Raw genomic sequence first — 22,306 nt, 5'->3', positions numbered from 1 at the left:
AGGCAATGAATCGTATTGATCAGCGTTTTCAGGAACTTAAACAGCAGGGCCGTAAGGCTTTAATTCCCTATATCACCGCAGGGGATCCCGCGCCGCAGTATACGGTAGGCTTTATGCATGCATTGGTGGAAGCTGGTGCCGACATAATTGAACTTGGTGTGCCGTTTTCTGATCCTATGGCGGATGGTCCGGTCATTCAAAAAGCCTGTGAGCGTGCATTAAAGCAGGGCACACGGCTGGTTGACCTCATACAGATGGTCAAAGAGTTTCGCCAAACCGATGCCACCACCCCTGTTGTATTGATGGGTTACTTAAATCCGATTGAGCGGATTGGCTACGAGAACTTTGCCGATCAAGCAGCCAGTGTTGGTGTTGATGGTGTGTTAATTGTTGATATGCCGCCTGAAGAGGCCGACGAGATTGGGCCGCTGCTAAAATCGCGTGATTTAGCCGCGATTTTTCTCGTTGCGCCTACCACTTCTAATGAGCGTGCCGCTACAATATGCGCCCACGGTGAGGGCTACCTCTATTACGTATCGCTGAAAGGCGTTACCGGAGCTGCCACCTTAAACGCTGACGATGTGGCCGAACATTTGGCACCGCTGCGTGGAATGACTGATTTGCCGCTCTGTGTTGGTTTCGGCATTCGCGACGGTGCGGCCGCCGCAGAAGTGGCCAAAGTTGCCGATGGCGTGATTGTGGGCAGTGCTCTGGTCAACCGCATAGCAGAGAGCGTAGAAGCACCGGAAACCATCGCGGGCCAATTGAAAAGTGTATTAGCAGAAATGCGTACGGCGATGGATGCCTAAAGCGGAATGCTGTATCGCCTATACTGAATAGATTGACGACACTCATCAAGCTTGGTTTTGCCAGGCGTTGACGTAAAACGGAAGCCTTTTTGATATGAGCTGGTTAGACAAGATCGTGCCCTCAATGGGTCGTATCCAGCGTAAAGACCGTCGCGCCAGTGTGCCCGACGGCCTCTGGCGTAAATGTCCCAAGTGCGAAGCGGTTCTCTACCTTCCTGAGTTAGAGAAGCACAATAGCGTCTGCCCTAAGTGCGATCACCATCTGCGCTTAACGGCGCGTAAACGCTTGGACTGGTTCTTGGATAAAACAGGGCGCGAAGAGATCGCAGCGGAAATCGAACCCAATGATCGATTAAAGTTTCGTGACTCCAAGAAATACAAAGACCGCCTGACTGCGGCGCAAAAAGATACCGGCGAGAAAGATGCGCTGGTAGCCATGCGCGGCGAGTTGGATGGTTTACCGGTGGTGGCGGTTGCCTTTGAGTTCACTTTTATGGGCGGCTCAATGGGCGCGGTGGTAGGCGAGAAATTCGTTCGCGCAGCGACCTTAGCGCTGGAAGAGAACATTCCGCTGGTGTGTTTTGCTGCCTCTGGTGGCGCGCGCATGCAGGAGGCGCTTTTCTCGCTGATGCAGATGGCTAAAACATCAGCCGCGCTTGAGAAGCTTAAACAAGAAGGAGTGCCGTATATTTCGGTGCTAACAGACCCGGTGTTTGGTGGTGTTTCAGCGTCGCTGGCCATGCTGGGTGATTTGAATATCGCCGAACCCAATGCCTTGATTGGTTTCGCTGGCCCTAGGGTCATTGAGCAGACCGTGCGTGAAACCTTACCTGAAGGGTTTCAGCGCAGTGAGTTTCTGCTTGAGCATGGCACTGTCGACATGATTGTGCACCGTCATGAAATGCGTGCGCGAGTTGGCAGCATTTTGCGCAAGCTAACGCATCACGATGCTGTGCTTGATAGTTCGCTGGACGTTGTGGAAGCAGATGTTGCTGAGCCTATCGTTGAAGAGGCTGCATTGGCAGACGCAGCAGAAACAACGTTGCATAAGGCAGAAACGTCACAGAGTGACACCACTACCGCTAAGAGTGACGACCATTCGCGCAATGCCTGAGACTTTGGAACCACACTCTCTGCCGCCGCACTCTTTGCCGAGCTACTCTTTGCAACAGTGGCTCCTGCACTTGGAAACGTTGCATCCGGTCGGGATCGACATGGGGCTGGAGCGCGTTTCACAAGTAGCCAATCGAATGGGGCTGCTTAACGGCCCCATCGCCCCTTGTGTTATTACCGTGGCGGGCACTAATGGCAAGGGCTCAACCCTTGCCATGATCGATAGCATTGCCCGCGCGCATGGTCAGCGAGTGGGCACTTATACCTCTCCCCATTTGTTACGCTATAACGAGCGTGTCAAAATTGACGGCCTTGAAGCCGACGATCAACTGCTCGTGCAGGGGTTTGAACAGGTTGAGCGCGCGCGCTTGCAGGAGCCTGAAGTTAGCCTGACTTATTTTGAAGCAGGCACGCTGTGTGGGCTGTGGTGTTTGGCCAGCGCTGAACTTGATATGGCGGTGCTTGAGGTAGGGCTTGGCGGTAGGCTGGACGCGGTCAATATTATTGATGCAGACGTTGCTATCGTTACCACTATTGCTCAGGATCACGCTAATTTTCTAGGTACCGACCTGGCGCAAATTGGGCGTGAAAAAGCCGGTATTTTTCGGCCTGGGCGTTCCGCGGTGATGGGGAGTCAACAGTTACCCGATAGCGTCGCTGAATGTGCGGAAGCTCTTTCGGCACCTGCCTTTGTATTAGGTAAGCACTTTCAGCATTTTTCATCGTCTGCAGCGTCAGCCGAATGGTGTTGGCAGGGGCAGCAGGCCGATGGTAGCCGTATCGAAATTAAGGGGCTGCCTGATCCTGGGCTGCCTATTGATAATGCCGCGACTGCCTTACAGGCGCTTGCGCTGACTGGGTTGGCGTTAGAAAAAACGGCTGTTTTGAAAGCGTTGAGTACCGTTCAGTTAGCGGGGCGCTTACAGTGGATTGGCCCATGGTGCTTGGATGTTGGCCATAACCCCCATGCCGCTGAATATGTCGCAAAACATTTGCCTTCACCGCCGACAGGCGGTCGGCAGTGGTGTCTGATCGGTATGTTGAACGATAAAGATATGGAAGGTGTTATAAAAGCATTAGCATCACGCATAGACGATTGGATTTGTGTAACGTTGCCTGGTGAACGAGGCTGCCAGGCGAAGGAGTTGTCTCAACGTATTATTGCTCAGGGAGGGCGGGTTCACGTTTGTGCCGATACACCAGAAGAAGGTGTTGACTGGTTAGCTAACGTGTTAACGCCTAATGATCGTGTCTTGGCAACCGGGTCGTTCTTTACAGTAGCGGCACTGTTAGCTCGGCCACTGCCAACAGGCGTTGCTTCGCTTGATGGAGACGGAAATGAAATACGGTAAAACGGAACGCATTAGCGGTATTGTCATTCTGCTCGCGCTACTGGCGATTTTTGTGCCATGGCTGATGAGCGATCCCGCGCCACGGGAAGAGCGCCCGCAGCCGAGCTTTATTATAGAGCAGCCGGTGGCGGTGGAGCGCCGTGACGTTCCTGCGCCTGAACGGCCCGCCTCTATTAATGATCCCATTTTGTCATCAACGCCGAGCGATGATGGGGAAGAGAGCCTTGATGCGATTGAGGCCACGCCGCGGCTGCCACAAACCGATCAAATAGATACTTCCCGCGAACCGCCCACGACTGCCGAAGCCGCTGGTTCGAGCGAACCTGATGAGCCTGCAACGCCTACTAGTGACCCAATCGCGGATTTGGTGGCAGCCAATAATACCAGCAGTGGCACTGCGAGCAGTGGAAGCGGCTCAAGTGGCTCTGCACCAAGTTCACCAAGTCCTTCTAGCGCTCAGGGTGAATGGGCGGTGCAAGTGGGTAGCTTTGGCGACGCGTCCAACGCCGGTCGGTTGAGTGAGCAGCTTTCTGGCGAGGGCTTTACTGTGTATCAGCGTCAGCGTGATAACAATATGACCACGGTGTTTGTGGGGCCTTATGCCACCTCTGAAGATGGCGAGGCTGCCATGACATCCATTAAAGAGCGAGCCAATGTGCAAGGTCTTCTCGTGCGGGTAAGAGACTAAACGATGGCGTTAACCTGGATTGATGCAGTTTTTTTAGCCGTGCTGGCGTTATCTATGCTGGCCGGTTTTGTACGAGGATTCGTTCGCGAAGCATTGGGTTTAGCTGCTTGGGTCGTTGCACTCATGGTGGCCCGGGTTATTGCAGAACCGGTCGCTGAATTGATGAGCGGATTTATTGAAAGCTCTGACGCCCGGTTAGTGTTGGCGTTTGTGCTGGTTATTTTCGCGGTGATCTTGCTGTGCGGCATTGTTATTCGCTTGGTACATGCAGCGGTTGAGTGGGTTGGTATGGGGCTTTTAAATCGCGTCGCGGGGGCCGCTTTTGGCGTTGCGCGCGGTGCGGTCATACTGCTCATTGCTACCGTGCTGATTACGCTCACGCCTTTGTCTGAGCTACAGGCGTGGCAAGAAGCTGAACTGCGACCCACCTTTATTCAACTACGCGATTGGGCGGTTAGCCAGCTAGATCAATGGGATCGAGAGCTGCCTGATGCGCCGGCATCCTTGCGCGATATTTCTTTACCCGAACTTCGTCCCCGCGAGGGGGCTTAAAGGTCGGGTTAAAAGTACTAAGTTACACCAACAGGTGTTGGCCTGTTGAACACACCATTCTACGAACGTACGGGCTTGCTTAGGTAAGTGACTTAGGTAAGCCAGGGCATTAAGCGAGGTAACGTGAATGTGCGGTATAGTAGGCCTTCTGGGCAAGCAGGCGGTAAATCAGGGAATCTATGATGCTCTGACCGTACTTCAGCATCGTGGCCAGGACGCTGCCGGCATGATGACATGGAGCGAAGGACGCTTCCTACTGCGCAAGAGTAATGGCTTAGTGCGCGATGTCTTTCACACCCGTCATATGGCTCGCTTAAAAGGTAACCTGGGTATTGGTCACGTCCGTTACCCTACGGCAGGTTCATCCAGTGAAGCTGAGTCTCAGCCCTTTTACGTTAACTCTCCCTACGGTATTGCGCTGGCGCATAACGGCAACCTGACCAACTCAGAACAGTTGAAGCAGGAGCTGTTTTCCACCGATTTGCGTCACATCAATACCAGTTCCGATTCTGAAGTGCTGCTCAACGTGTTTGCCCATGAGCTGGGCAAGCAAGGGCTGCACCTGGAAGCGGAAGATATTTTTGACGCCGTGCGCCGTGTGCATCGTCGCTGTAAGGGTGGCTATGCGGCCGTCGCTATTATTAACGGTTTTGGCATGGTGGCTTTCCGCGACCCCTTCGGTATTCGTCCTGTGGTGTTTGGCACCCGTGAAGAAGAGAACGGGCAGGCGGTGATGATTGCATCAGAATCCGTCGCGCTGGATGTGGGCGGCTTCGAGCTTGAGCGTGATCTCTCGCCTGGTGAAGCTATTTTTGTCGATATCGAAGGCAATATACACACCCAGGTGTGTGCTGATCGCCCGCAGCTTCGTTCGTGTATTTTTGAGCATGTCTATTTGGCACGTCCTGATTCGCTGTTGGACGGTGCCTACGTTTACGGCACCCGTATGCAGATGGGGCGCAAATTGGGCGACCGAATCTTAAATGAGTGGCCGGATCACGATATCGATGTGGTTATTCCGATTCCAGATACGTCGCGGACTTCAGCCCTTGAGATGGCGCAGCACCTTGGGGTGACCTATCGCGAAGGGTTTATGAAGAACCGCTATATTGGCCGCACCTTTATTATGCCAGGGCAGACCCAGCGTAAAAAATCGGTACGCCAAAAGCTCAATGCCATTGATGTTGAGTTTAAGGGTAAAAACGTGCTGCTCGTGGATGATTCCATTGTTCGCGGTACGACCTGTAAGCAGATTATTCAGATGGCCCGTGATGCAGGTGCGCGTAAAGTCTATTTTGCTTCAGCGGCGCCACCGGTGCGTTTCCCTAACGTGTATGGCATCGACATGCCCGCTGCATCAGAATTAATTGCCCATGGCCGTACCGAGCAGGAAGTGGGTGACCTGATTGGCGCTGACCGTATCTTCTATCAAAACCTGGAAGATCTGAAGGCGGCCTGCCGAGAAGTGAATCCAGAAATGGAAGAGTTTGATTGCTCGGTGTTTGACGGTAACTACGTGACTGGTGACATTGACGACGCCTACTTGGCCGCTTTGGAAGCCAGCCGTAACGATTCCGCCAAGGATCAGAGTGCCGGTGACCATGCCTTGGTCGATATGCATAATCAGGATGATGACCTGGACGATTAGGAGCTAAGCGTTATGCATGATGACAAGCACCAGGAAGACAAGTACCAGGATGAGTGGTCATTAGAGACACTGGCGATTCGTGCAGGGCATCAGCGTACTTTCGAGCAGGAGCACTCTGAGCCTATTTTTCCTACCTCAAGCTTTGTCTACGAAAGCGCCGCTGAAGCGGCGCGTAAATTCGGTGGGCAAGAGCCTGGCAATGTCTACTCACGCTTTACCAATCCTACGGTACATACCTTTGAGCGACGCTTGGCGGCGCTTGAAGGGGGCGAGCGTTGTGTCGCGACCAGCTCGGGAATGTCGGCTATTTTATCGACTGCGCTAGCGCTGCTTTCGGCGGGTGATGAAATTGTGGCCTCTCGTTCGCTGTTCGGCTCCACGGTTAGCCTATTCGACAAGTACCTAGGCAAATTTGGTATTACTACGCGCTATGTCGAGCTTTCCAATGTGTCTGCCTGGGAAGCGGCGATCACGCCAAAAACGCGCTTACTGTTTGCTGAAACGCCGTCAAATCCGCTGTCTGAAATTGCCGATATCCCAGCGCTAGCAGCGTTAGCAAAACGCCATGACGCACTATTGGCGATTGATAACTGCTTTCTTACCCCTGCGCTTCAGCAGCCGCTGGCACTGGGCGCTGATTTGGTCATTCACTCGGCGACCAAGTATTTAGATGGCCAGGGCCGTGCTATTGGTGGGGCGGTCGTCGGTAGCCACACGCTACTTGAAGAAGTGTTTGGCGTGGTGCGTACCTGCGGCCCTTGTCTAAGCCCCTTCAACGCGTGGATTTTTACCAAGGGTTTAGAAACCCTGTCGCTGCGTATGAAGGCGCACTGCGAAAATGCCCTGACGCTGGCGCGTTGGCTGCATGCGCACCCGGCCGTTGCCCAGGTCTATTACAGTGGTCTGGAGAGCCATCCTCAGCACGCCTTGGCGAAACGCCAGCAAAAAGGCTTTGGTGCGGTACTGGGATTTGAAGTGAAGGGTGGGCAAGAGGCGGCGTGGCAAGTGATTGACGCGACCCGTATGCTATCGATTACCGGTAATCTTGGCGATGTTAAAACCACCATTACCCACCCTGCGACCACGACTCATGGTCGACTCTCTGATGATCAAAAGGCCGCTGCTGGTATAGCCCCCGGGTTAATCCGTGTTGCGGTAGGGTTAGAGAGCCAGAAAGATATTCAGCGTGATTTAGCCCGCGGACTTGATGGATTAGTAGCGCGTTAGCACGACTTGCTTAGTAAAACCGGCCACGTCGTTGGCCGGTTTTTTTATAAGCATGTTACAAGCAGTGGTTTTTACGAATGGTGCATTCTGCTTTTTTCAGCGGTTACCATTGCCATTACGCGATATGATTTTGGCTATCAACGTTTCGCTAATAGATAGCGATGGATAAGGATGGTCGGATAAGGAAGACAGTGATGTGGCGCAATAGTCGCAGTGGATGGGGATTGGTCAGCATACTATTTCACTGGCTCAGCGCGCTGACCATTATTGGTCTGTTCGCACTGGGGTGGTGGATGACCGGGCTAGGCTATTATGACCCCTGGTATAATCAAGGCCCCTGGATACATCGCTCAATTGGACTATTACTGCTGTTTGCCACGTTGGCGCGTTTGATATGGCGTCTCGTTCAGCCGACACCGAAAGCTGAGGGTAGCCGATTAGAAACTATCGCAGCTCACCTGGGTCATATTGGACTCTATGTGCTTGTATTGGTGGTAATGATTAGTGGCTATTTGATCTCTACCGCTAATGGGCGAGGTATCAGTGTGTTTGGTTGGTTTGAAGTGCCTGCACTGCTGCATGGGTTACCCAATCAGGCCAGTTTGGCAGGTGATATTCATTGGTACACCGCTTTGGCATTGATGATCTTAGCCGCAGGGCATGCGCTTGCCGCGATTAAGCACCATTGGTTAGATGGTCATAAAACGTTAGTGCGTATGTTGAATCCTGTGCTCAGCAAGCGTAGCGATCATAAAGTGGTACGGTAGCCGCTTCACTACAAAGAATTGATTTGCACATTTTCAATACACTGCGAGGGTGATCATTGCCTACTCGTAGTGCCAATTAAGTAAAGCAAGGAGCGATTTAATATGTTCAAGAAGACAGCATTTGCATCTGCTATCGCCGCGGTAGCACTAGTACCCTTGAGCCAGGCGCAGGCGGATGATTATCAGATTGATATCGAAGGTCAGCACGCGTTTATTCAATTCAAAATTAATCACTTGGGTTACTCTTACATTCTGGGTAGCTTCGAAGAGTTTGATGGTCAGTTCTCTTACGACCCTGAAGACCTTGATGCTTCATCCGTTGAGCTTGAAGTTCAGGTAAGCAGCCTGAACAGTAATCATGCTGAACGTGATCGTCATATTTTGAGCGACGACTTCCTAAATGCCAGCGAGTACCCAACGGCCACGTTTACCTCGACGGGTTTTGAGTCCACTGGCGATGACGAAGGCGTGATCACGGGCGACTTGACTCTGCACGGCGAAACCCAAGAAATTGAAATGCCGGTTAAGTTGATGGGTGAAGGCGATGACCCCTGGGGCAACTACCGCGCTGGCTTTGAAGGTAGCACTACCTTAACGCTGAGCGATTACGGCATTGATATGAGTGACTTCCCGGAAGCCATGCATGAGCTTGAGCTGTATGTGACGTTTGAAGGTATTCGTCAGTAAACGGTATGTTTGATCAAGCGCCATCATCCCATTAGGGGTGGTGGCGTTTTTGCGTTATGGCCGGATAAAAAGGAGAGCTTAGTTGGCAATTGTTATGCAGCAGCGCGAGTTGGCGATAACCCTATGGCGCCAAACCTGGCCAATGGCCATCGGTGTATTGGCACTATTGGGTTTTCAACTTGTTGATAGCGCATTTATTGCTCGTTTGGGTACCGCGCCGTTGGCGGCGCAGTCATTTACTTTCCCGCTATCGTTTTTAATCATCGGTATTCAGGTCGGGATGGGGATAGCCATTGCCGCGCTAATTTCTCGCGCATTAGGCGCTGGGGAAGAGGCGCGGGCCAAGCGATTGAATAGCTTAGTGCTGATGGCTGGCGGTGGGGTGATCGGGCTATTAGCGGTCGCTTTATGGCTATTTCATGTGCCTATTTTTCGACTATTGGGAGCCGATGAAACGACGCTTTCCTATATTCGTGTTTACTGGGGGCCACAGCTGTTCTCCGCTTGGCTCGGGGCGCTGCTCTATTTTATGTATAGTGTATTCCGCGCCCATGGTGATACCCGTTTACCGGGCAAGATGATGGTACTCAGCAGCATTATTAACCTGGTATTAGATCCATTGCTGATTTTTGGTGTAGGGCCTTGGGAAGGGGGGGGCTTACCAGGGGCTGCATGGGCAACCGCTATCGCTTTCTCGGTTGGTTTGCTGGTGACTAGCCGCAAATTATTACGCCGCCAGTGGGCAACCCAGCATGACCTTTGGCAAGAGGCACAGCGTTCCTGGCGGCCCTTTACGGGGATCGCGGCACCAGCGATGGTGAGCCAGCTTATGCCTCCTTTGGCGGCTATGCTGGCTATCTCTGTAGTAGCAGGGCTTGGTGACACTCAAGTGGCGGCCTGGGGCTTGGCAAGCCGTTTAGAAACGCTCTCGTTAATGGTTATTTTAGCCATGACGATGTCGCTGCCGCCGTGGCTGGGGCGTTGTTATGGCGCCGGTGACTGGGGCCAGATACAGCAGCTTATGCGTTTGGCGATTAAAGTGGCGCTAGTGTGGCAGTTAAGCCTTGGCGCGCTGTTGGCGCTGGGGGCACCGTGGCTCGCCATGGCGTTAGCCGGTAACCCCGATGTGCAAAGTGAGCTAACCTTACTGATTCGTTTTCTACTGCCAAGCTACGCAGCGCTTGGGGTGTGTATGTTGGTGGTTTCCGCGGGCAATGCTTTGGGCTGGCCACTCCGCGCTATGCTGTTATCAAGCGCACGGCTGTTTATTTGCTACTTACCCTGCCTATGGCTGGGCTCGCAGTTCTTCGGTTGGTGGGGGTTGGCTGCCGGTGCGGCAGTAGGTAACCTATTGGCAGGCTTGATGGCTTGGCAAGTGATGAAGCGTATTTTATCCCGCCCGCATCGGCAGGCGGGATTCGTCAATTAACGTTTACGTGCCGCTTCCTGGAAAGAGAAATACATAAACAGCAGCGCCATGCCTAGATAACCCATGACGAACTCCGGGGCAGCGTTGAATGAAAGCTCTGGAGCGTGCATCAGGCCGACAAACGAGAAGCCAGCGGCAATCGCGGCGAAAACGGCAGCGCGTCTGAATTGGTGATCAATTACCGAGACTGTCATAGCGCCGAGTAGAATCGCCATAAACATCGCGCCTTGGCCCATCACGACAATGGCGCTGGAGATATCGGTGACTACGTCGCCGGCGCCACGATTGAAGCGCGTCATCACGTAGTTGGCGAAGTAGGGCAGCATGGCCAAAGCGACCGCGGGGTAGTAACGGGTGTCGTTGGCCTGGAACGCGGTAGCAATCATCGACATGCCCACAAAGACTAAAATGGGCGCCACGACGGATACGGGAATAATCGCTGCCAGGGCGGCAATTAAGCCGAACATGGTAGCGATTGCATACACGGCGCCGTTAAGCAGGCTATATCCTCGCCCCGCGCCCATCCATTTCGCGCCCACGGTGGCTATATAAACAGTAGTAGGGAAAACACCGCCAAATAGCGCGCCGATCATGGTGCCTGCGCCGTCTACCGCTTGACACTCTCGCACATCATATTTGTCGCCAGCGGCTTCCATTGCCTCGACATTGTTCATCGTTTCAATGGCGTTATAAAGTGTGATGGGTAGCACTACCGTCAGCACTGCAAGCATGCTGGTCAGTAGTAGCCCTAAACCTTCAAACCAGGCGAGATTCGGCAGTAGCGGATAAAAGCCCAAGTGGGTAAACGCATCGCTAAAGCGTTCGGTACCAGCGTCGCCAATTAAATAGGCCATCGCAGTACCTACGATAATGGCGAATAGCGAGGTGGGCAGTTTAAACGGCATGCTGACTCTTGCTACTAAGCCAACAATAATGATCGCCAAGACCAATAGGCCGATAATCGGCATTTCCAACGTTTTAAACAGCATTTCACCGGCAATGAAGGTAAGCGCCACACCGGCAACAGCGCCAAGCATAGCGGCGCGGGGGAGGTGATGCTGCACCCAACGTCCAATAACGCTAATTAGCGCTTCAATCGCCCCGCTGATAAAGCAGGCCGCAACGGCCACCTTCCAGGCCAGTTCGGCATCCCCGGTAAGTTGTTTTGCGGGTAGCAGTACACCGAATAGAAATACGAACATCACCGGTGTGGAAATGCCGTAAGAGAGCGCTGTTACGTCAGCACGATTCTCTTTCCTCGCGAGTCTTGCCGCACTCCAGGCATAATAGAAGTTGCCCACCATCACGGCGACTGCGGCACCTGGCAACACCTGCCCATAAACAATGGATGAGGGAAAACCCATGCCCAGCATGGTAATCGCGATAATCACAAAGTTGGCAATATTGTTCTGAAACAGTGCGAAAAACGCGTCGGTATCTTCTTTTTTGTACCAGGGGTAGTGAGTGCTGGCAGCCGCCATGATAGGCCTCTTGATTATGGTGTGTTGTATACAAGGCAGAGCTGAGTGTGCCGAATAGTTGACTGATCGGTCAAGCGCTCAACACACAAAAACGCCCAGGCAGGCCTGGGCGTTAGTCGTGCGCTTATGCGTTTATCAGTCGTTAACGGCGGCAATCGCTTTGGCAAGGTAAGGAAGGTTCTCTTGGGAGAATCCTGCTACGTTGGCACGCCCAGAGCGCACCATGTAAATGCCAAACTCATCGCGCAGGCGATCAACCTGAGTGGGTGTGAGGCCTGTATAGGAGAACATACCGCGCTGCTCAGCAACGCAGGCATACTTCTGGTCCAAACCATAGGGCTTCAATGCCTCAACGAAATCACGACGTAAGGTGTTGATGCGGTCGCGCATTTCGGTGAGTTCTTCACGCCATAACGCGGTTAGCTCGGCGTCGTGCAGGATCTCGCTTACAATTGCGCCACCGTGTGCCGGTGGGTTGGAGTAATTCTCCCGAGCAACGATCGCGACTTGAGAGCGAACGTTTTCCATTTGCTCTCTATCCTTTGCCACCATAATCAAACAGCCGGTGCGTTCACAGTAGATACCGAAGTTTTTAGAGCAGGAGCTGGTAATGATAACTTCGTCGAGGCTTTCAGCCATCAAACGAACGCCATAGGCGTCTTCATCCAAACCTTCACCGAAGCCTTGGTAAGCGAAGTCGATCAAGGGCAGTAGCTTGCGCTCACGGACAATCTCTAATACTTCTTGCCACTGATCATGTGAAAGATCAAAGCCGGTTGGGTTGTGGCAGCAGGCGTGCAGTACCACCACATCGCCCTCAGGAATATTTTTTAGTGCTGCCCGCATGCCATCAAAATCTAGGCGATTGTCAGGGTCAACGTAAGGGTACTTGTGTAACTCAATACCGGCAGCGGTAAAAATACCGTGATGGTTTGGCCACGTTGGATCGCTTACCCAAATGCCCTTGCCCGGTAGCTGTGAAGCAACAAAATCAGCGGCCAACCGCAGGGCACCAGTTCCACCAGGTGACTGCGTGGCACTGGCACGGTGGGCTTTTAGTACGGATGATTCAGTGCCAAATACCATGGGAAGTACCACTTCACCATAGCTTGGAGCACCGTGAGAGCCGATATACGTTTTGGTGGTTTCATTCTTGAGCAGGCGAGCTTCTGCTTCCTTAACGGCGCGCATTACCGGCGTATTGCCTTGAGTATCGCGGTAAACACCAACACCTAAATCGACCTTTTGTGGATTGGTGTCTTTTTTGAAAGCTTCGATCAGCCCGAGAATGGCGTCTCCTGGGACTCGCTCAATATGCTCAAACATTTAGTCGGCTACCTCGTTGGTTCTGGCGGCAAGAATGAAGTCATTAAGATGCAGGCCCTTTATGGCATGAGTCCACCATGTGACGGTAGCTTTACCCCACTCAGTCACAATAACGGGGTGATGGCCAGCCTGCTCTGCGATATTGCCAACGCGCTGGGTAAATGCCAATGCGCTGGAAAAGTCACGAAAGGTAAAGCTTCGCGACAGCTTCATGATGCCATCGTGCTCGACAATCTGCCACTCGCAGACGTCTTTTAGCAGTGTTTTAGCCTCATCTGGGCTTAACCTTGACGCATTTCTCTTACAGGGCTGGCAAGTTTGTTCGGCAAGCGTTGCCATGATTTATCTCCCACCCGTAGGTTTACGTTCTAGCGCATGATACAGACACAGTTGCGACCAATATCTTTGGCACTATAAAGCGCCTGATCAGCCCGTTCGATTAAACTGGTGAGGGGTTCACCACAGCGGTACTCGGCGACGCCAATGCTTAGCGTTACATGGCCCGCGCCCATGCCGAAGTCGTGCATGCTTATCGCTTGGCGTAATCGGTTGGCAAGCGTATGGCATTGCTGCAGCGGTGTGAGTGGCAGCACTACCATAAACTCTTCGCCCCCTAAGCGGGCGACCATGTCTTCACAGCGCAATAACGACTGTGTTTTATCTGCAAGCTGTTTGAGAACATCGTCGCCATGCAAGTGACCCCAGCGATCGTTTAAGCGCTTAAAGTGATCAATATCCACCATCATAATAGATAAGGGCGTACCGTGACGCGTACTGGTTGAGGCTAATTGAGTGAGATGCACCATCAGCTTGCGTCGATTGGGCAGCTCGGTCAAAGGGTCTGTATCGCACAATTTACGAAGTCGTTGCTCTTCAGTTACCTGATCGCTAATGTCCATCATTATGCCGTTCCATCGCACACCGTCAGTAACGGGTTCTGGTCGTGCACTGACCGCAATCCAGTGGGGATTGGCTTTGGGAAAAGGCAGTCGAAAACGGGTTGTCAATGGCAGCATCCAGCGAGCAGAGCGCTCAATGGCAGACATGATTTTAGGATGATCGCTTCCCGTCAACTGCTCAACGAGGCCCCCCGCATTTTGCGCCAATATATCCCGGTCAACATGTTTAAGGGCTACGCCACCTCCTTCCAAATAGGGAAAGTACATATGGCCATTATGTGAACGGTGAAACTGAAAAATGACCCCAGGAATAGCGGCAATGAGCTGATCAGCACAGACATTTTGAGGGGCTGTAATCTCATTCACGGGCATGCGTGAATCTCCAAGCATATGCCAATTAAAATTCAATCGTGAAGATTAGCGCTAATTACGTAAACAGGATGTAAGCCATTGCGGATAAAATGAATATTATTAATATTTTTTTGGAATATATTTATTTGCATTTGGAATATTAAGTGTCCTTTCAAGATGCTGGCCATGCAGGAGAAAAAATAAATGATATGATTAATTACTTTTTAATATATTAAATAGATTTTTTATTCTTTGAGGTGATGTGTTGGAGGCAAGACAAGAACAAACCATTCAGCCGCAAGGTTTCGTTAGTTTAGTAGGTGCAGGGCCGGGAGACCCGGAGTTACTGACATTAAAAGCTTACAAGCGGCTGCAGGCCGCTGAGGTAGTGCTTTATGATCGCTTGGTAAGCAGTGAGATTCTTGAGCTTATTTCTGATCCGGCTGAGCGATTTTATGTGGGTAAAGCATCTTCGCGACACAGTGTGCCCCAAGAGGGCATCAATCAAGCGCTGGTTACCTGGGCAAAGCAGGGTAAGCGCGTGGTGCGGCTTAAGGGCGGTGATCCCTTTATATTTGGGCGCGGTGGGGAGGAACTTGAAGCTTTAGTAGCGGCGCAGATTAGTGTGGAAGTAATACCAGGAATCACGGCTGCCTCAGGGTGTGCTGCATACGCAGGCATTCCCTTGACCCATCGCGATCATGCCCAGTCGGTGAGGTTTGTTACCGGCCATTTGCAACAGGGTGAGTGTGAGTTGGATTGGGATGCCTTAGCGCGCCCGGGACAGACGCTGGTGTTTTACATGGGGCTTGGCAGTGTCGAAGTGATTAGTCGCGCACTTATTGCCAATGGACTGCTTGCTGAGACACCACTAGCATTAATCGAGCAAGGCACGACGCGCCAGCAGCAAACGCATATTGGTACGCTCTCACGGTTGCCAGATGCTTTCTTGGCGGGTGAGATTAAACCGCCTACGCTACTAGTGGTAGGTAGCGTCGTTTCGCTGCACTCCACGTTAGCCTGGTTTGACACATTAAACGGACAAGCCTCAGGCTTTGACCCTGGTAAACACCCGTTGGTAGCCAAGCGAGATTAATTTTTTAATTTTATTGAGCCGTTTTTCAGTAACGCTTCAGCAACATTTATACACGTTTTCATTAACAGACTGGCTAGATCCAGTGAGCTGTGTATGCTGAAAGGGAAATCAGCCATTGCTAGCGCATTAATAATGCTACTAATTATCATTATCTTGAACAAGTGTTAGCCTAGACCACAGAGGAAAGCATAATGACGGAAACCAACCATACCGATCACCAGCCGCCCGCCAAAAAGCCAGAGCCAGCTAAAAAATCGGATATGAAAACCCTTTTTCAAGATAATCGGGTAAAGGCCATTGCGGGTATCGCCGCGATTGCAGTTGTTTGGGCAATCATGGCGCAATCGAACGCGGGCACCCGTCAGGATCGCGTCGAAAACCTAGAGGAGCAGCTTGCCAGTGCCGAGCAGCGTAATAGTCAGTTAAGCCAACGCATTGCGGAAATTGAGGAGGCTGAAACCAATTTGGCGGCACTTCAGGAAGAAATGGCATCGCTTGAAGAGCAGCAAGAGGCAGCACGGGTGTCGTTAGAAAGCGCTCAGGGCGAAGCCAGTGAGGTTCAATCGCGTCTTGAGGAGCTTGAGTCCGAGCGCGATGCACTACAGTCAGAAATCACCACCTTAACTGAGCAGTTAGAAGGTGCTGAAGGTGAAATGAGCACGTTGCGCGAAGAGCGCGACGAGATAGTCTCAACCCGCGATGAAGCTGAAAGTACCCTGCAGCAGGTAGAAGAAGCGCGTGAGAGCGCCGATACTGCTCGTCAGGAAGCGGAGTCTGCGCGCCAGCAAGCAGAAGAGCAGCGTCAACAGGCTGTAGAAGAATTAAGCACTGCTGAAGATGCGTTGGCTGAGTTGGAAGAGCAGATCAGCCAAGCTAATGAACAGATCAGTGGTCTGGAAGAGGAAGTCGCTAGCGCCCAAGAAGAGCTTGCCACTATTCAAAGTGAGCGTGATTCGTTGGCTAGTGAGCGCGATGAATTGCAAAATGAGATTGATTCGTTGACTGAACTTCGTGAAGAAGAAGAGCAGAGCCTCAGCCAAGTGCGCAGTGAGATGGACGACTTGATGGTTGCTTTGGATATGGGCCGTGAAGAAGTGGCTAGTGTTGAGAGCGATATTGAAGAGCGAGAAAATCAGCTTGAGCGCTTGGAGACTCAACTCAGCGAATGGCGCGACGAACTTTCAAACTTAGATAGACGTATGGCCGAGACTGAGCAGTCGGTAAGTGAAGAGACTGGTAATTCATCAAATGAAGAGAGTTCATCTGATGATGAGAGTGCCAACGACAGCGACGGTGGAAGTGACGAAGCAGAGCAAAATGCTGGTTAATCATTAACACGCAGTGAGTCGTTAACACAACAAAATGAGAGCGGGTGTCGGGCAACCGGCATCCGCTTTCTTGTTGCTGGTTTATGATTGAGGCCCCGAGGAGTATCATTCACTCAACGTGAATTTCAGAGCCTGCTTTAATGCGCAGAGCCTAACAACGCTAGGAGTGCCATTGAATGGATGGAGTTAAACATATTATTGCAGTGGCATCGGGTAAAGGAGGCGTGGGGAAATCCACGGTTACCGTGAACTTGGCGTTAGCCTTGTCGGCGCAAGGGTACCGCGTGGGTGTGCTTGATGCAGATATTTATGGGCCTAGCCAAGCCCAAATGTTAGGTGTGAAAGAGGGCGTTCGCCCTCAAGCGGCGGCCAATGATAAGTTTCTGCCGTTGGAAGCCCATGGCCTTCAAGCGATGTCGATGGCGTTTATGGTCAATACTCGCGAGCCGATGGTATGGCGCGGGCCAATGGTTGTGGGGGCGTTTCAGCAGATGCTGACACAAACCCAATGGGACAATCTGGATTTTCTGCTGATCGATATGCCGCCGGGCACCGGCGATATCCAACTGACGCTGGCGCAGAAAGTGCCAGTGGCAGGGGCTGTCATTGTCACAACGCCCCAGGATATTGCGCTGCTGGATGCCCGTAAAGGCATCGAAATGTTCCGTAAGGTTAATGTTCCAGTGCTGGGCGTGGTTGAGAATATGAGCCTTTATCATTGTGAAAACTGTGGCCACGAAGCGGCTATTTTTGGCACTGGCGGTGGCGACAGCATCGCACAAGAGTACGATACTCAAGTACTAGGTCGGTTGCCATTGACGCTCTCTATTCGCGAGCTGACAGATTCTGGGCGCCCGAGTGTGATATCTGAGCCTGAAGGTTCGGTGAGTCAGACCTTTGCTGCGATTGCCCAAAAAGTAGCTGAAGCGGTTAATGCCAGCCAAGCCAATGGCCCCACTATTTCTTTTAGCGAGTGATGAAGTAACACATGAGTATCAAATCTGATAATTGGATTCGTCGTATGGCAAAAAGCGATGCGATGATTGAGCCATTTGAAGCCGAACAGGTGCGCTATGTAAACGACCAGCGCGTTATTTCCTATGGCACTTCAAGTTATGGCTATGACGTGCGTTGTGCGGATGAGTTTAAGGTATTCACCAATATCCACTCGGCGATTGTTGATCCGAAAGCGTTTGATGCAAAAAGCTTCGTCGATATTAAAGGCGATGTGTGCGTTATTCCGCCGAATTCATTTGCCCTGGCGCGCACAGTTGAGTACTTCCGTATTCCTCGCAACGTACTCACCATTTGCTTAGGAAAATCTACCTACGCGCGCTGTGGCATTATTGTTAATGTAACGCCGTTAGAACCTGAGTGGGAAGGCCATGTGACCCTTGAGTTTTCTAATACCACCAATCTGCCCGCGAAAATTTACGCCCATGAGGGCGTGGCTCAAATGCTGTTTTTAGAGTCCGATGAAGTGTGTGAAACCTCGTATAAAGATCGGGGCGGGAAATATATGGGGCAGCGCGGCGTTACGCTGCCACGCACCTGATGTTCACCATCGCGCTATGAAAAAGCGCCTTACGGTTTATTAATCGTAAGGCGCTTTTTAGTCACTACGCTGTTGGTTAAATGCGCCAGTTAATCCTGAGGCTCTTCGTCTAACTCCTCATCAAGTTCTTCAGCAGCGTCGGCGTGGGAAAGTCGCATGCCGTGTGCTGGCAGCAAGTGACCATCCATTTTAGCGCCTTCTGCACTGAACTGAAGCCTGCCTTCCAGGAACCACTGCACAGCAATGGGGTAGATCAAATGCTCACGGGCATGAACCTTCTCTTGTAGCGTCTCGACCGTATCATCAGCGCTGACCTGCAGTTCTGCTTGCAGCACTACTGGACCACCGTCTAGCTCTTCAGTGACAAAATGCACGCTACAGCCATGGCTGGCAACAGCATCCGCCAACGCCCGCGCATGAGTGTTGAGGCCTTGGTAATCCGGCAGAAGCGAAGGGTGGATATTCAACATGCGGCCCAAAAACCGTTGCACAAAACGGGGCGTCAAGATGCGCATAAAGCCGGCCAGTACAATGAGATCTGGCTCGTGGCGCTCAATGACTTTAATTAACGCGCCATCATAGGCTTCGCGGCTATCATATTCACGGTGGGGTAGCGCGACCGCTTCAATGCCTGCTTCATGAGCGCGCTTTAAGCCGTAAGCGTCAGCAACATTGGAAATCACCGCGACAATTTCACCACCGCCCAAACGATCATGAGACTGGGCATCAATAAGTGCCTGTAGATTGCTGCCACTACCCGAAATAAGTACCACAATGCGGCGTGCACCAAGGGGCTCTGGCGTTACGTCACGGATAGTATCGCTTTGGTAGTCCGTATTGGTCATGCCGAGAGGTTCTCCAGAATAACGGCTTCCTCTTGACGCTTAACAATCTGACCCAGGCGATAAACGGACTCACCTTCAGTTTCCAGGTGAGCGATAGCTTGCTCCGCTTGATGCGCCGATACTACGACAACCATGCCGATGCCGCAGTTAAGCACACGATGCATTTCGGTTTCATTGACGTTGCCCTTGGCTTGCAGCCAATCAAACACCGCCGGACGCTGCCAGCTGTTGATATCAATATGGGCAGCGAGGTCGTCGGGCAGCACGCGAGGAATATTTTCCAGCAGACCACCACCAGTAATATGCGATAAGGCATGTACAGAAATATCGCTACCGCGCATTAAAGAGAGCAGCGATTTAACATAGATCCGGGTGGGTGCCATAAGTGCATCAGCGAGGCTGGTGCCTGCGATGTCAGCGTCCAGCGAGGCGTTACTGACCTCGAGGATTTTACGAATCAGCGAGTAGCCGTTGGAGTGCGGACCCGATGAAGCCAAGCCAAGAATTACATCACCTTCGGCTACTTTGCTGCCATCTAAAATGTCTGATTTTTCAACGACACCCACGCAAAATCCAGCCAGGTCATAGTCGCTGCCTTCATACATGCCAGGCATTTCGGCGGTTTCCCCACCTACCAACGCGCATCCTGCTAACTCACAACCGGCACCAATACCGGTGACAACGTCAGCAGCAATATCCACATCAAGCTTACCCGTGGCATAGTAGTCAAGAAATAGCAGCGGCTCGGCGCCGGCAACGATCAAATCGTTAACACACATGGCGACTAAATCGATACCAATCGTATCGTGTTTGCCAAGATCCATTGCCAGACGCAGCTTAGTGCCGACGCCATCTGTGCCCGAGACAAGCACGGGTTGCCGATAGCCTGCTGGAATTTCGCAAAGCGCACCAAAACCACCCAGCCCGCCCATTACTTCTGGGCGAGAGGTTCGTTTGGCGACATGTTTGATGCGGTCAACCAAGGCGTTACCGGCATCAATATCGACGCCTGCGTCCTTATAGCTGAGGGAAGGAGTAGCCGAAGAAGAGGAGGTCTCGGTCATGACAGATCCTGTGAAGCAAATAGCGGTGCTGGTAGTGCTGGCGACATAGCCAGTGCTGGGCGATAACTGCAGCGGATTGTAACACTCAGCGGCCCAGCTCGCACCGCTGTCACACATTATGCAACGCTAAACGAGCGACTTTCGCTCATATCCGGCATAGTTAGTGCTCGGATTAAAACCGGGATTGAGAGGGATGTATGCGTAATTCTTGGTGGGGTATCCTGCTGTTAGTGGTGGTCGGTGGCTTGATTGTTTTGTTAGATGCAGTGCTGATGCCTTTTATTGCTGGGATGATTCTCGCTTATTTAGCCGATCCTTTGGCTAACCGTTTTCAGCGCTGGGGAATGAACAGGCCATTGGCGGTGAGCAGCGTCTTTTTAGTGTTGCTTGTCGCTTTGGCAGCAAGTTTGCTGATTTTAATACCGCTTGTTGTCCAGCAGCTAAAGCAATTGGGTGAGGCTGTACCAGGTGTATTTGATTGGGTAGAAAATGTATTGGCACCTCAGGTGCAAGAGTGGACAGGTTATGATCTAGCAACTGAGTTAGATAATGTGCAAGAGATGTTGGCGGAAAACTGGCGCGATGCGAGTGGCTATTTAGCCCAAGCATTAGGCCAGATTGGGCGCTCAGGAATGGCCTTTGCCACTTGGGTAACTTATGTGGCGTTAATCCCCGTGGTTACCTTTTATTTACTCCTGGATTGGAACCGGTTGCTTGCCAGTATTGCTGATCTCATTCCACGTCAGTTTGCTGATGATACCTTTAGGCTGGCGCGCCGATGCGATGAAGTATTATCGGCTTTCTTACGTGGTCAGCTGCTAGTGATGCTGTGTTTAGGCGTTATTTACGCGACTGGATTAACGCTGATGGGTGTTAACTTTGGCCTTTTAATAGGGTTTATCTCCGGGTTGGTCAGCATCGTTCCATTCTTAGGCTTTATCGTTGGGCTGGTCATTGCGGTTGTGGTAGCACTGTTCCAGTATGGAAGCTGGCTAGGCGTGGCCGGCGTCATCGCTGTTTTCAGCGTTGGCCAAATCATCGAAAGCGCGGTGCTGCAGCCCAAACTGCTTGGCGATAAAATCGGGTTACATCCGGTTGCGGTTATTTTCGCCGTGTTGGCGGGGGGGAGTCTGTTTGGATTAACGGGGGTACTATTGGCATTACCCATTGCAGCAGTAATTTTAGTGTTGCTGAAAGAAGTAAAAATCCGTTATCAAGACAGTGAGCTATATAACGATAAACATACGACGATTCTGGAAGAGAGTTCTTCCCATCATATTGAATTGGGGCGCCATACGCCTAATCATGAAGCCGCTAGTCGTCCAGACCACAGGGAGTCCCTATGAGCCGTCCGCCGGCACAGCTTCCCTTAGGGGTAGGATTGCGCGACGATGCAACCTTTGATAACTATTATGTGGCGCGTACAAACGCGCCGCTGGTTGAGCATGTGTCACAGCAGCTAGCGGCTGAGGGAGAGCAGTTTCTCTACTTATGGGGAGCGCCAGGCGTGGGGCGTAGTCACCTGCTCCAGGCAGCGTGCCATGCGGCGTCAGATGCTGATAAACGCGCGCTTTACCTGCCATTAAATGATCTAGGCCACTTTCCTCCCTTGATGCTTGAAGATATCGAGCGTTTGGACCTCGTTGCCATTGATGATTTAGAGTGCGTGATCGGACGTAAGCGCTGGGAAGAGGCACTGTTTCATGCTTTCAATCGCCTGCGTGACGCTGGTAAAAAGCTGATCATTGTCGCCAGCGCATCTCCCCGGCAGTTAAATGTCGTTTTGCCCGACTTGGCATCGCGTTTAACATGGGGAGTTACGTTTCATGTTCACCCGTTAGAGGATGATAATGAGCGCTTGGCTGCCTTAAAGCTGCGTGCCAGCGTAAGAGGAATGCAGCTTCCTGATGACGTAGGACGCTATATTCTGCACCGTGGCCCGCGCGAATTAGGTGAGTTATGCCGCGCCATTGAAACACTCGATAAAGCGTCATTATCTGCCAAGCGCAAGCTCACAATCCCGTTTGTGAAGTCGGCGCTCGGCTGGTAACAAAAACGCCCTCGTCAGCATAAAGCCGACGAGGGCGTT

General features: G+C 52.0%; 22 protein-coding genes. 16 read left to right on the top strand and 6 right to left on the bottom strand.

Annotated features, from left to right (window positions below):
* Positions 1-5: 5 nt before the first annotated feature.
* From trpA to ACQKE4_RS10445, 10 genes are all read left to right on the top strand, one after another.
* Positions 6-809, top strand: a complete 804-nt coding sequence (gene trpA, locus ACQKE4_RS10490; protein ID WP_427388267.1) for a tryptophan synthase subunit alpha — start codon at positions 6-8, stop codon at positions 807-809.
* A 94-nt stretch (positions 810-903) separates the two neighbouring features.
* Positions 904-1,923 carry an acetyl-CoA carboxylase, carboxyltransferase subunit beta gene (gene accD, locus ACQKE4_RS10485; RefSeq protein ID WP_427388266.1) on the top strand — a complete coding sequence of 340 codons (1,020 nt, stop codon included), beginning with the start codon at positions 904-906 and terminating at the stop codon, positions 1,921-1,923.
* Positions 1,916-3,274: a bifunctional tetrahydrofolate synthase/dihydrofolate synthase gene (gene folC / locus ACQKE4_RS10480; protein WP_427388265.1), complete on the top strand. Its 1,359-nt coding sequence runs from the start codon at positions 1,916-1,918 to the stop codon at positions 3,272-3,274. The genes accD and folC overlap by 8 nt, the downstream gene beginning before the upstream one ends.
* The gene (locus ACQKE4_RS10475; RefSeq protein ID WP_427388264.1) at positions 3,261-3,962 is read left to right on the top strand and encodes an SPOR domain-containing protein; all 702 of its coding nucleotides are present in this window, start codon (positions 3,261-3,263) and stop codon (positions 3,960-3,962) included. Before folC ends, ACQKE4_RS10475 begins: the two co-directional genes overlap by 14 nt.
* A gap of 3 nt (positions 3,963-3,965) precedes the next feature.
* Complete coding sequence (locus ACQKE4_RS10470) at positions 3,966-4,514, top strand: CvpA family protein (RefSeq protein WP_427388263.1); 549 nt, start codon at positions 3,966-3,968, stop codon at positions 4,512-4,514.
* A gap of 127 nt (positions 4,515-4,641) precedes the next feature.
* Positions 4,642-6,162, top strand: coding sequence for an amidophosphoribosyltransferase (purF, locus tag ACQKE4_RS10465; protein WP_427388262.1), 1,521 nt, complete (start codon positions 4,642-4,644; stop codon positions 6,160-6,162).
* A gap of 12 nt (positions 6,163-6,174) precedes the next feature.
* Positions 6,175-7,389 (top strand): O-succinylhomoserine sulfhydrylase, encoded by a 1,215-nt coding sequence (locus ACQKE4_RS10460; RefSeq protein WP_427388261.1) that lies wholly within the window; start codon positions 6,175-6,177, stop codon positions 7,387-7,389.
* A gap of 194 nt (positions 7,390-7,583) precedes the next feature.
* Positions 7,584-8,156, top strand: a complete 573-nt coding sequence (locus ACQKE4_RS10455; RefSeq protein ID WP_427388260.1) for a cytochrome b — start codon at positions 7,584-7,586, stop codon at positions 8,154-8,156.
* A 102-nt stretch (positions 8,157-8,258) separates the two neighbouring features.
* Positions 8,259-8,843, top strand: a complete 585-nt coding sequence (locus ACQKE4_RS10450; RefSeq protein ID WP_427388259.1) for a YceI family protein — start codon at positions 8,259-8,261, stop codon at positions 8,841-8,843.
* 94 nt (positions 8,844-8,937) lie between these two features.
* Positions 8,938-10,272, top strand: a complete 1,335-nt coding sequence (locus tag ACQKE4_RS10445) for an MATE family efflux transporter (protein ID WP_427388297.1) — start codon at positions 8,938-8,940, stop codon at positions 10,270-10,272.
* Here the strand turns inward: ACQKE4_RS10445 and ACQKE4_RS10440 are convergent.
* From ACQKE4_RS10440 to ACQKE4_RS10425, 4 genes are all read right to left on the bottom strand, one after another.
* A complete protein-coding gene (locus tag ACQKE4_RS10440; protein WP_427388257.1) occupies positions 10,269-11,753 on the bottom strand; it encodes an NCS2 family permease in 1,485 nt (494 codons plus the stop codon). The two genes, ACQKE4_RS10445 and ACQKE4_RS10440, sit on opposite strands and share 4 nt — an antisense overlap.
* Positions 11,754-11,888: 135 nt before the next feature.
* Positions 11,889-13,079, bottom strand: coding sequence for an aromatic amino acid transaminase (locus tag ACQKE4_RS10435; protein ID WP_427388256.1), 1,191 nt, complete (start codon positions 13,077-13,079; stop codon positions 11,889-11,891).
* Entirely contained in the window at positions 13,080-13,418 is a 339-nt protein-coding gene (locus ACQKE4_RS10430; RefSeq protein WP_427388255.1) for a 4a-hydroxytetrahydrobiopterin dehydratase, read from the bottom strand. It abuts the gene before it with no gap.
* Between the two features lie 29 nt (positions 13,419-13,447).
* Positions 13,448-14,350 carry a GGDEF domain-containing protein gene (locus ACQKE4_RS10425; protein WP_427388254.1) on the bottom strand — a complete coding sequence of 301 codons (903 nt, stop codon included), beginning with the start codon at positions 14,348-14,350 and terminating at the stop codon, positions 13,448-13,450.
* A gap of 244 nt (positions 14,351-14,594) precedes the next feature.
* Here ACQKE4_RS10425 and cobA point away from each other — a divergent pair, with 244 nt between their 5' ends.
* The 4 genes from cobA to dcd all read left to right on the top strand — a co-directional run bounded on the left by cobA (position 14,595) and on the right by dcd (position 18,308).
* Positions 14,595-15,425, top strand: coding sequence for a uroporphyrinogen-III C-methyltransferase (cobA, locus tag ACQKE4_RS10420; RefSeq protein WP_427388253.1), 831 nt, complete (start codon positions 14,595-14,597; stop codon positions 15,423-15,425).
* A 191-nt stretch (positions 15,426-15,616) separates the two neighbouring features.
* Entirely contained in the window at positions 15,617-16,753 is a 1,137-nt protein-coding gene (locus tag ACQKE4_RS10415) for a kinesin (protein ID WP_427388252.1), read from the top strand.
* Between the two features lie 176 nt (positions 16,754-16,929).
* Positions 16,930-17,730, top strand: a complete 801-nt coding sequence (gene apbC / locus ACQKE4_RS10410) for an iron-sulfur cluster carrier protein ApbC (RefSeq protein ID WP_427388251.1) — start codon at positions 16,930-16,932, stop codon at positions 17,728-17,730.
* An 11-nt stretch (positions 17,731-17,741) separates the two neighbouring features.
* On the top strand, positions 17,742-18,308 hold the full coding sequence (gene dcd, locus ACQKE4_RS10405; RefSeq protein WP_427388250.1) for a dCTP deaminase: 567 nt from the start codon (positions 17,742-17,744) through the stop codon (positions 18,306-18,308).
* Positions 18,309-18,397: 89 nt separating this feature from the next.
* Here dcd and purN read toward each other — a convergent pair whose 3' ends face one another.
* Positions 18,398-19,153: a phosphoribosylglycinamide formyltransferase gene (gene purN, locus ACQKE4_RS10400; protein ID WP_427388249.1), complete on the bottom strand. Its 756-nt coding sequence runs from the start codon at positions 19,151-19,153 to the stop codon at positions 18,398-18,400.
* Positions 19,150-20,217 carry a phosphoribosylformylglycinamidine cyclo-ligase gene (gene purM / locus ACQKE4_RS10395; RefSeq protein WP_427388248.1) on the bottom strand — a complete coding sequence of 356 codons (1,068 nt, stop codon included), beginning with the start codon at positions 20,215-20,217 and terminating at the stop codon, positions 19,150-19,152. Before purM ends, purN begins: the two co-directional genes overlap by 4 nt.
* Positions 20,218-20,414: 197 nt before the next feature.
* Here purM and ACQKE4_RS10390 point away from each other — a divergent pair, with 197 nt between their 5' ends.
* The gene (locus tag ACQKE4_RS10390; RefSeq protein WP_427388246.1) at positions 20,415-21,563 is read left to right on the top strand and encodes an AI-2E family transporter; all 1,149 of its coding nucleotides are present in this window, start codon (positions 20,415-20,417) and stop codon (positions 21,561-21,563) included.
* Positions 21,560-22,267, top strand: a complete 708-nt coding sequence (gene hda, locus ACQKE4_RS10385; protein WP_427388245.1) for a DnaA regulatory inactivator Hda — start codon at positions 21,560-21,562, stop codon at positions 22,265-22,267. Before ACQKE4_RS10390 ends, hda begins: the two co-directional genes overlap by 4 nt.
* The last annotated feature ends 39 nt before the right edge of the window (positions 22,268-22,306 follow it).

The sequence above is a fragment of the Halomonas sp. NPDC076908 genome (assembly GCF_050269715.1).
Lineage (GTDB): Bacteria > Pseudomonadota > Gammaproteobacteria > Pseudomonadales > Halomonadaceae > Vreelandella.
The sequence above is the reverse complement of the archived record's forward strand: the minus strand, read 5'-3'. Positions and strand labels throughout refer to the sequence as shown.

Coding starts and splice junctions, on each gene's coding strand:
- ACQKE4_RS10435 (WP_427388256.1), bottom strand. CDS start 13,079: ATGTTTGAGCATATTGAGCGAGTCCCAGGAGACGCCATTCTCGGGCTG.
- dcd (WP_427388250.1), top strand. CDS start 17,742: ATGAGTATCAAATCTGATAATTGGATTCGTCGTATGGCAAAAAGCGAT.
- accD (WP_427388266.1), top strand. CDS start 904: ATGAGCTGGTTAGACAAGATCGTGCCCTCAATGGGTCGTATCCAGCGT.
- ACQKE4_RS10445 (WP_427388297.1), top strand. CDS start 8,938: ATGCAGCAGCGCGAGTTGGCGATAACCCTATGGCGCCAAACCTGGCCA.
- ACQKE4_RS10450 (WP_427388259.1), top strand. CDS start 8,259: ATGTTCAAGAAGACAGCATTTGCATCTGCTATCGCCGCGGTAGCACTA.
- ACQKE4_RS10470 (WP_427388263.1), top strand. CDS start 3,966: ATGGCGTTAACCTGGATTGATGCAGTTTTTTTAGCCGTGCTGGCGTTA.
- folC (WP_427388265.1), top strand. CDS start 1,916: ATGCCTGAGACTTTGGAACCACACTCTCTGCCGCCGCACTCTTTGCCG.
- trpA (WP_427388267.1), top strand. CDS start 6: ATGAATCGTATTGATCAGCGTTTTCAGGAACTTAAACAGCAGGGCCGT.
- purN (WP_427388249.1), bottom strand. CDS start 19,153: ATGACCAATACGGACTACCAAAGCGATACTATCCGTGACGTAACGCCA.
- ACQKE4_RS10390 (WP_427388246.1), top strand. CDS start 20,415: ATGCGTAATTCTTGGTGGGGTATCCTGCTGTTAGTGGTGGTCGGTGGC.
- ACQKE4_RS10440 (WP_427388257.1), bottom strand. CDS start 11,753: ATGGCGGCTGCCAGCACTCACTACCCCTGGTACAAAAAAGAAGATACC.
- ACQKE4_RS10475 (WP_427388264.1), top strand. CDS start 3,261: ATGAAATACGGTAAAACGGAACGCATTAGCGGTATTGTCATTCTGCTC.
- purM (WP_427388248.1), bottom strand. CDS start 20,217: ATGACCGAGACCTCCTCTTCTTCGGCTACTCCTTCCCTCAGCTATAAG.
- apbC (WP_427388251.1), top strand. CDS start 16,930: ATGGATGGAGTTAAACATATTATTGCAGTGGCATCGGGTAAAGGAGGC.
- ACQKE4_RS10460 (WP_427388261.1), top strand. CDS start 6,175: ATGCATGATGACAAGCACCAGGAAGACAAGTACCAGGATGAGTGGTCA.
- ACQKE4_RS10425 (WP_427388254.1), bottom strand. CDS start 14,350: ATGCCCGTGAATGAGATTACAGCCCCTCAAAATGTCTGTGCTGATCAG.
- purF (WP_427388262.1), top strand. CDS start 4,642: ATGTGCGGTATAGTAGGCCTTCTGGGCAAGCAGGCGGTAAATCAGGGA.
- ACQKE4_RS10455 (WP_427388260.1), top strand. CDS start 7,584: ATGTGGCGCAATAGTCGCAGTGGATGGGGATTGGTCAGCATACTATTT.
- hda (WP_427388245.1), top strand. CDS start 21,560: ATGAGCCGTCCGCCGGCACAGCTTCCCTTAGGGGTAGGATTGCGCGAC.
- ACQKE4_RS10415 (WP_427388252.1), top strand. CDS start 15,617: ATGACGGAAACCAACCATACCGATCACCAGCCGCCCGCCAAAAAGCCA.
- ACQKE4_RS10430 (WP_427388255.1), bottom strand. CDS start 13,418: ATGGCAACGCTTGCCGAACAAACTTGCCAGCCCTGTAAGAGAAATGCG.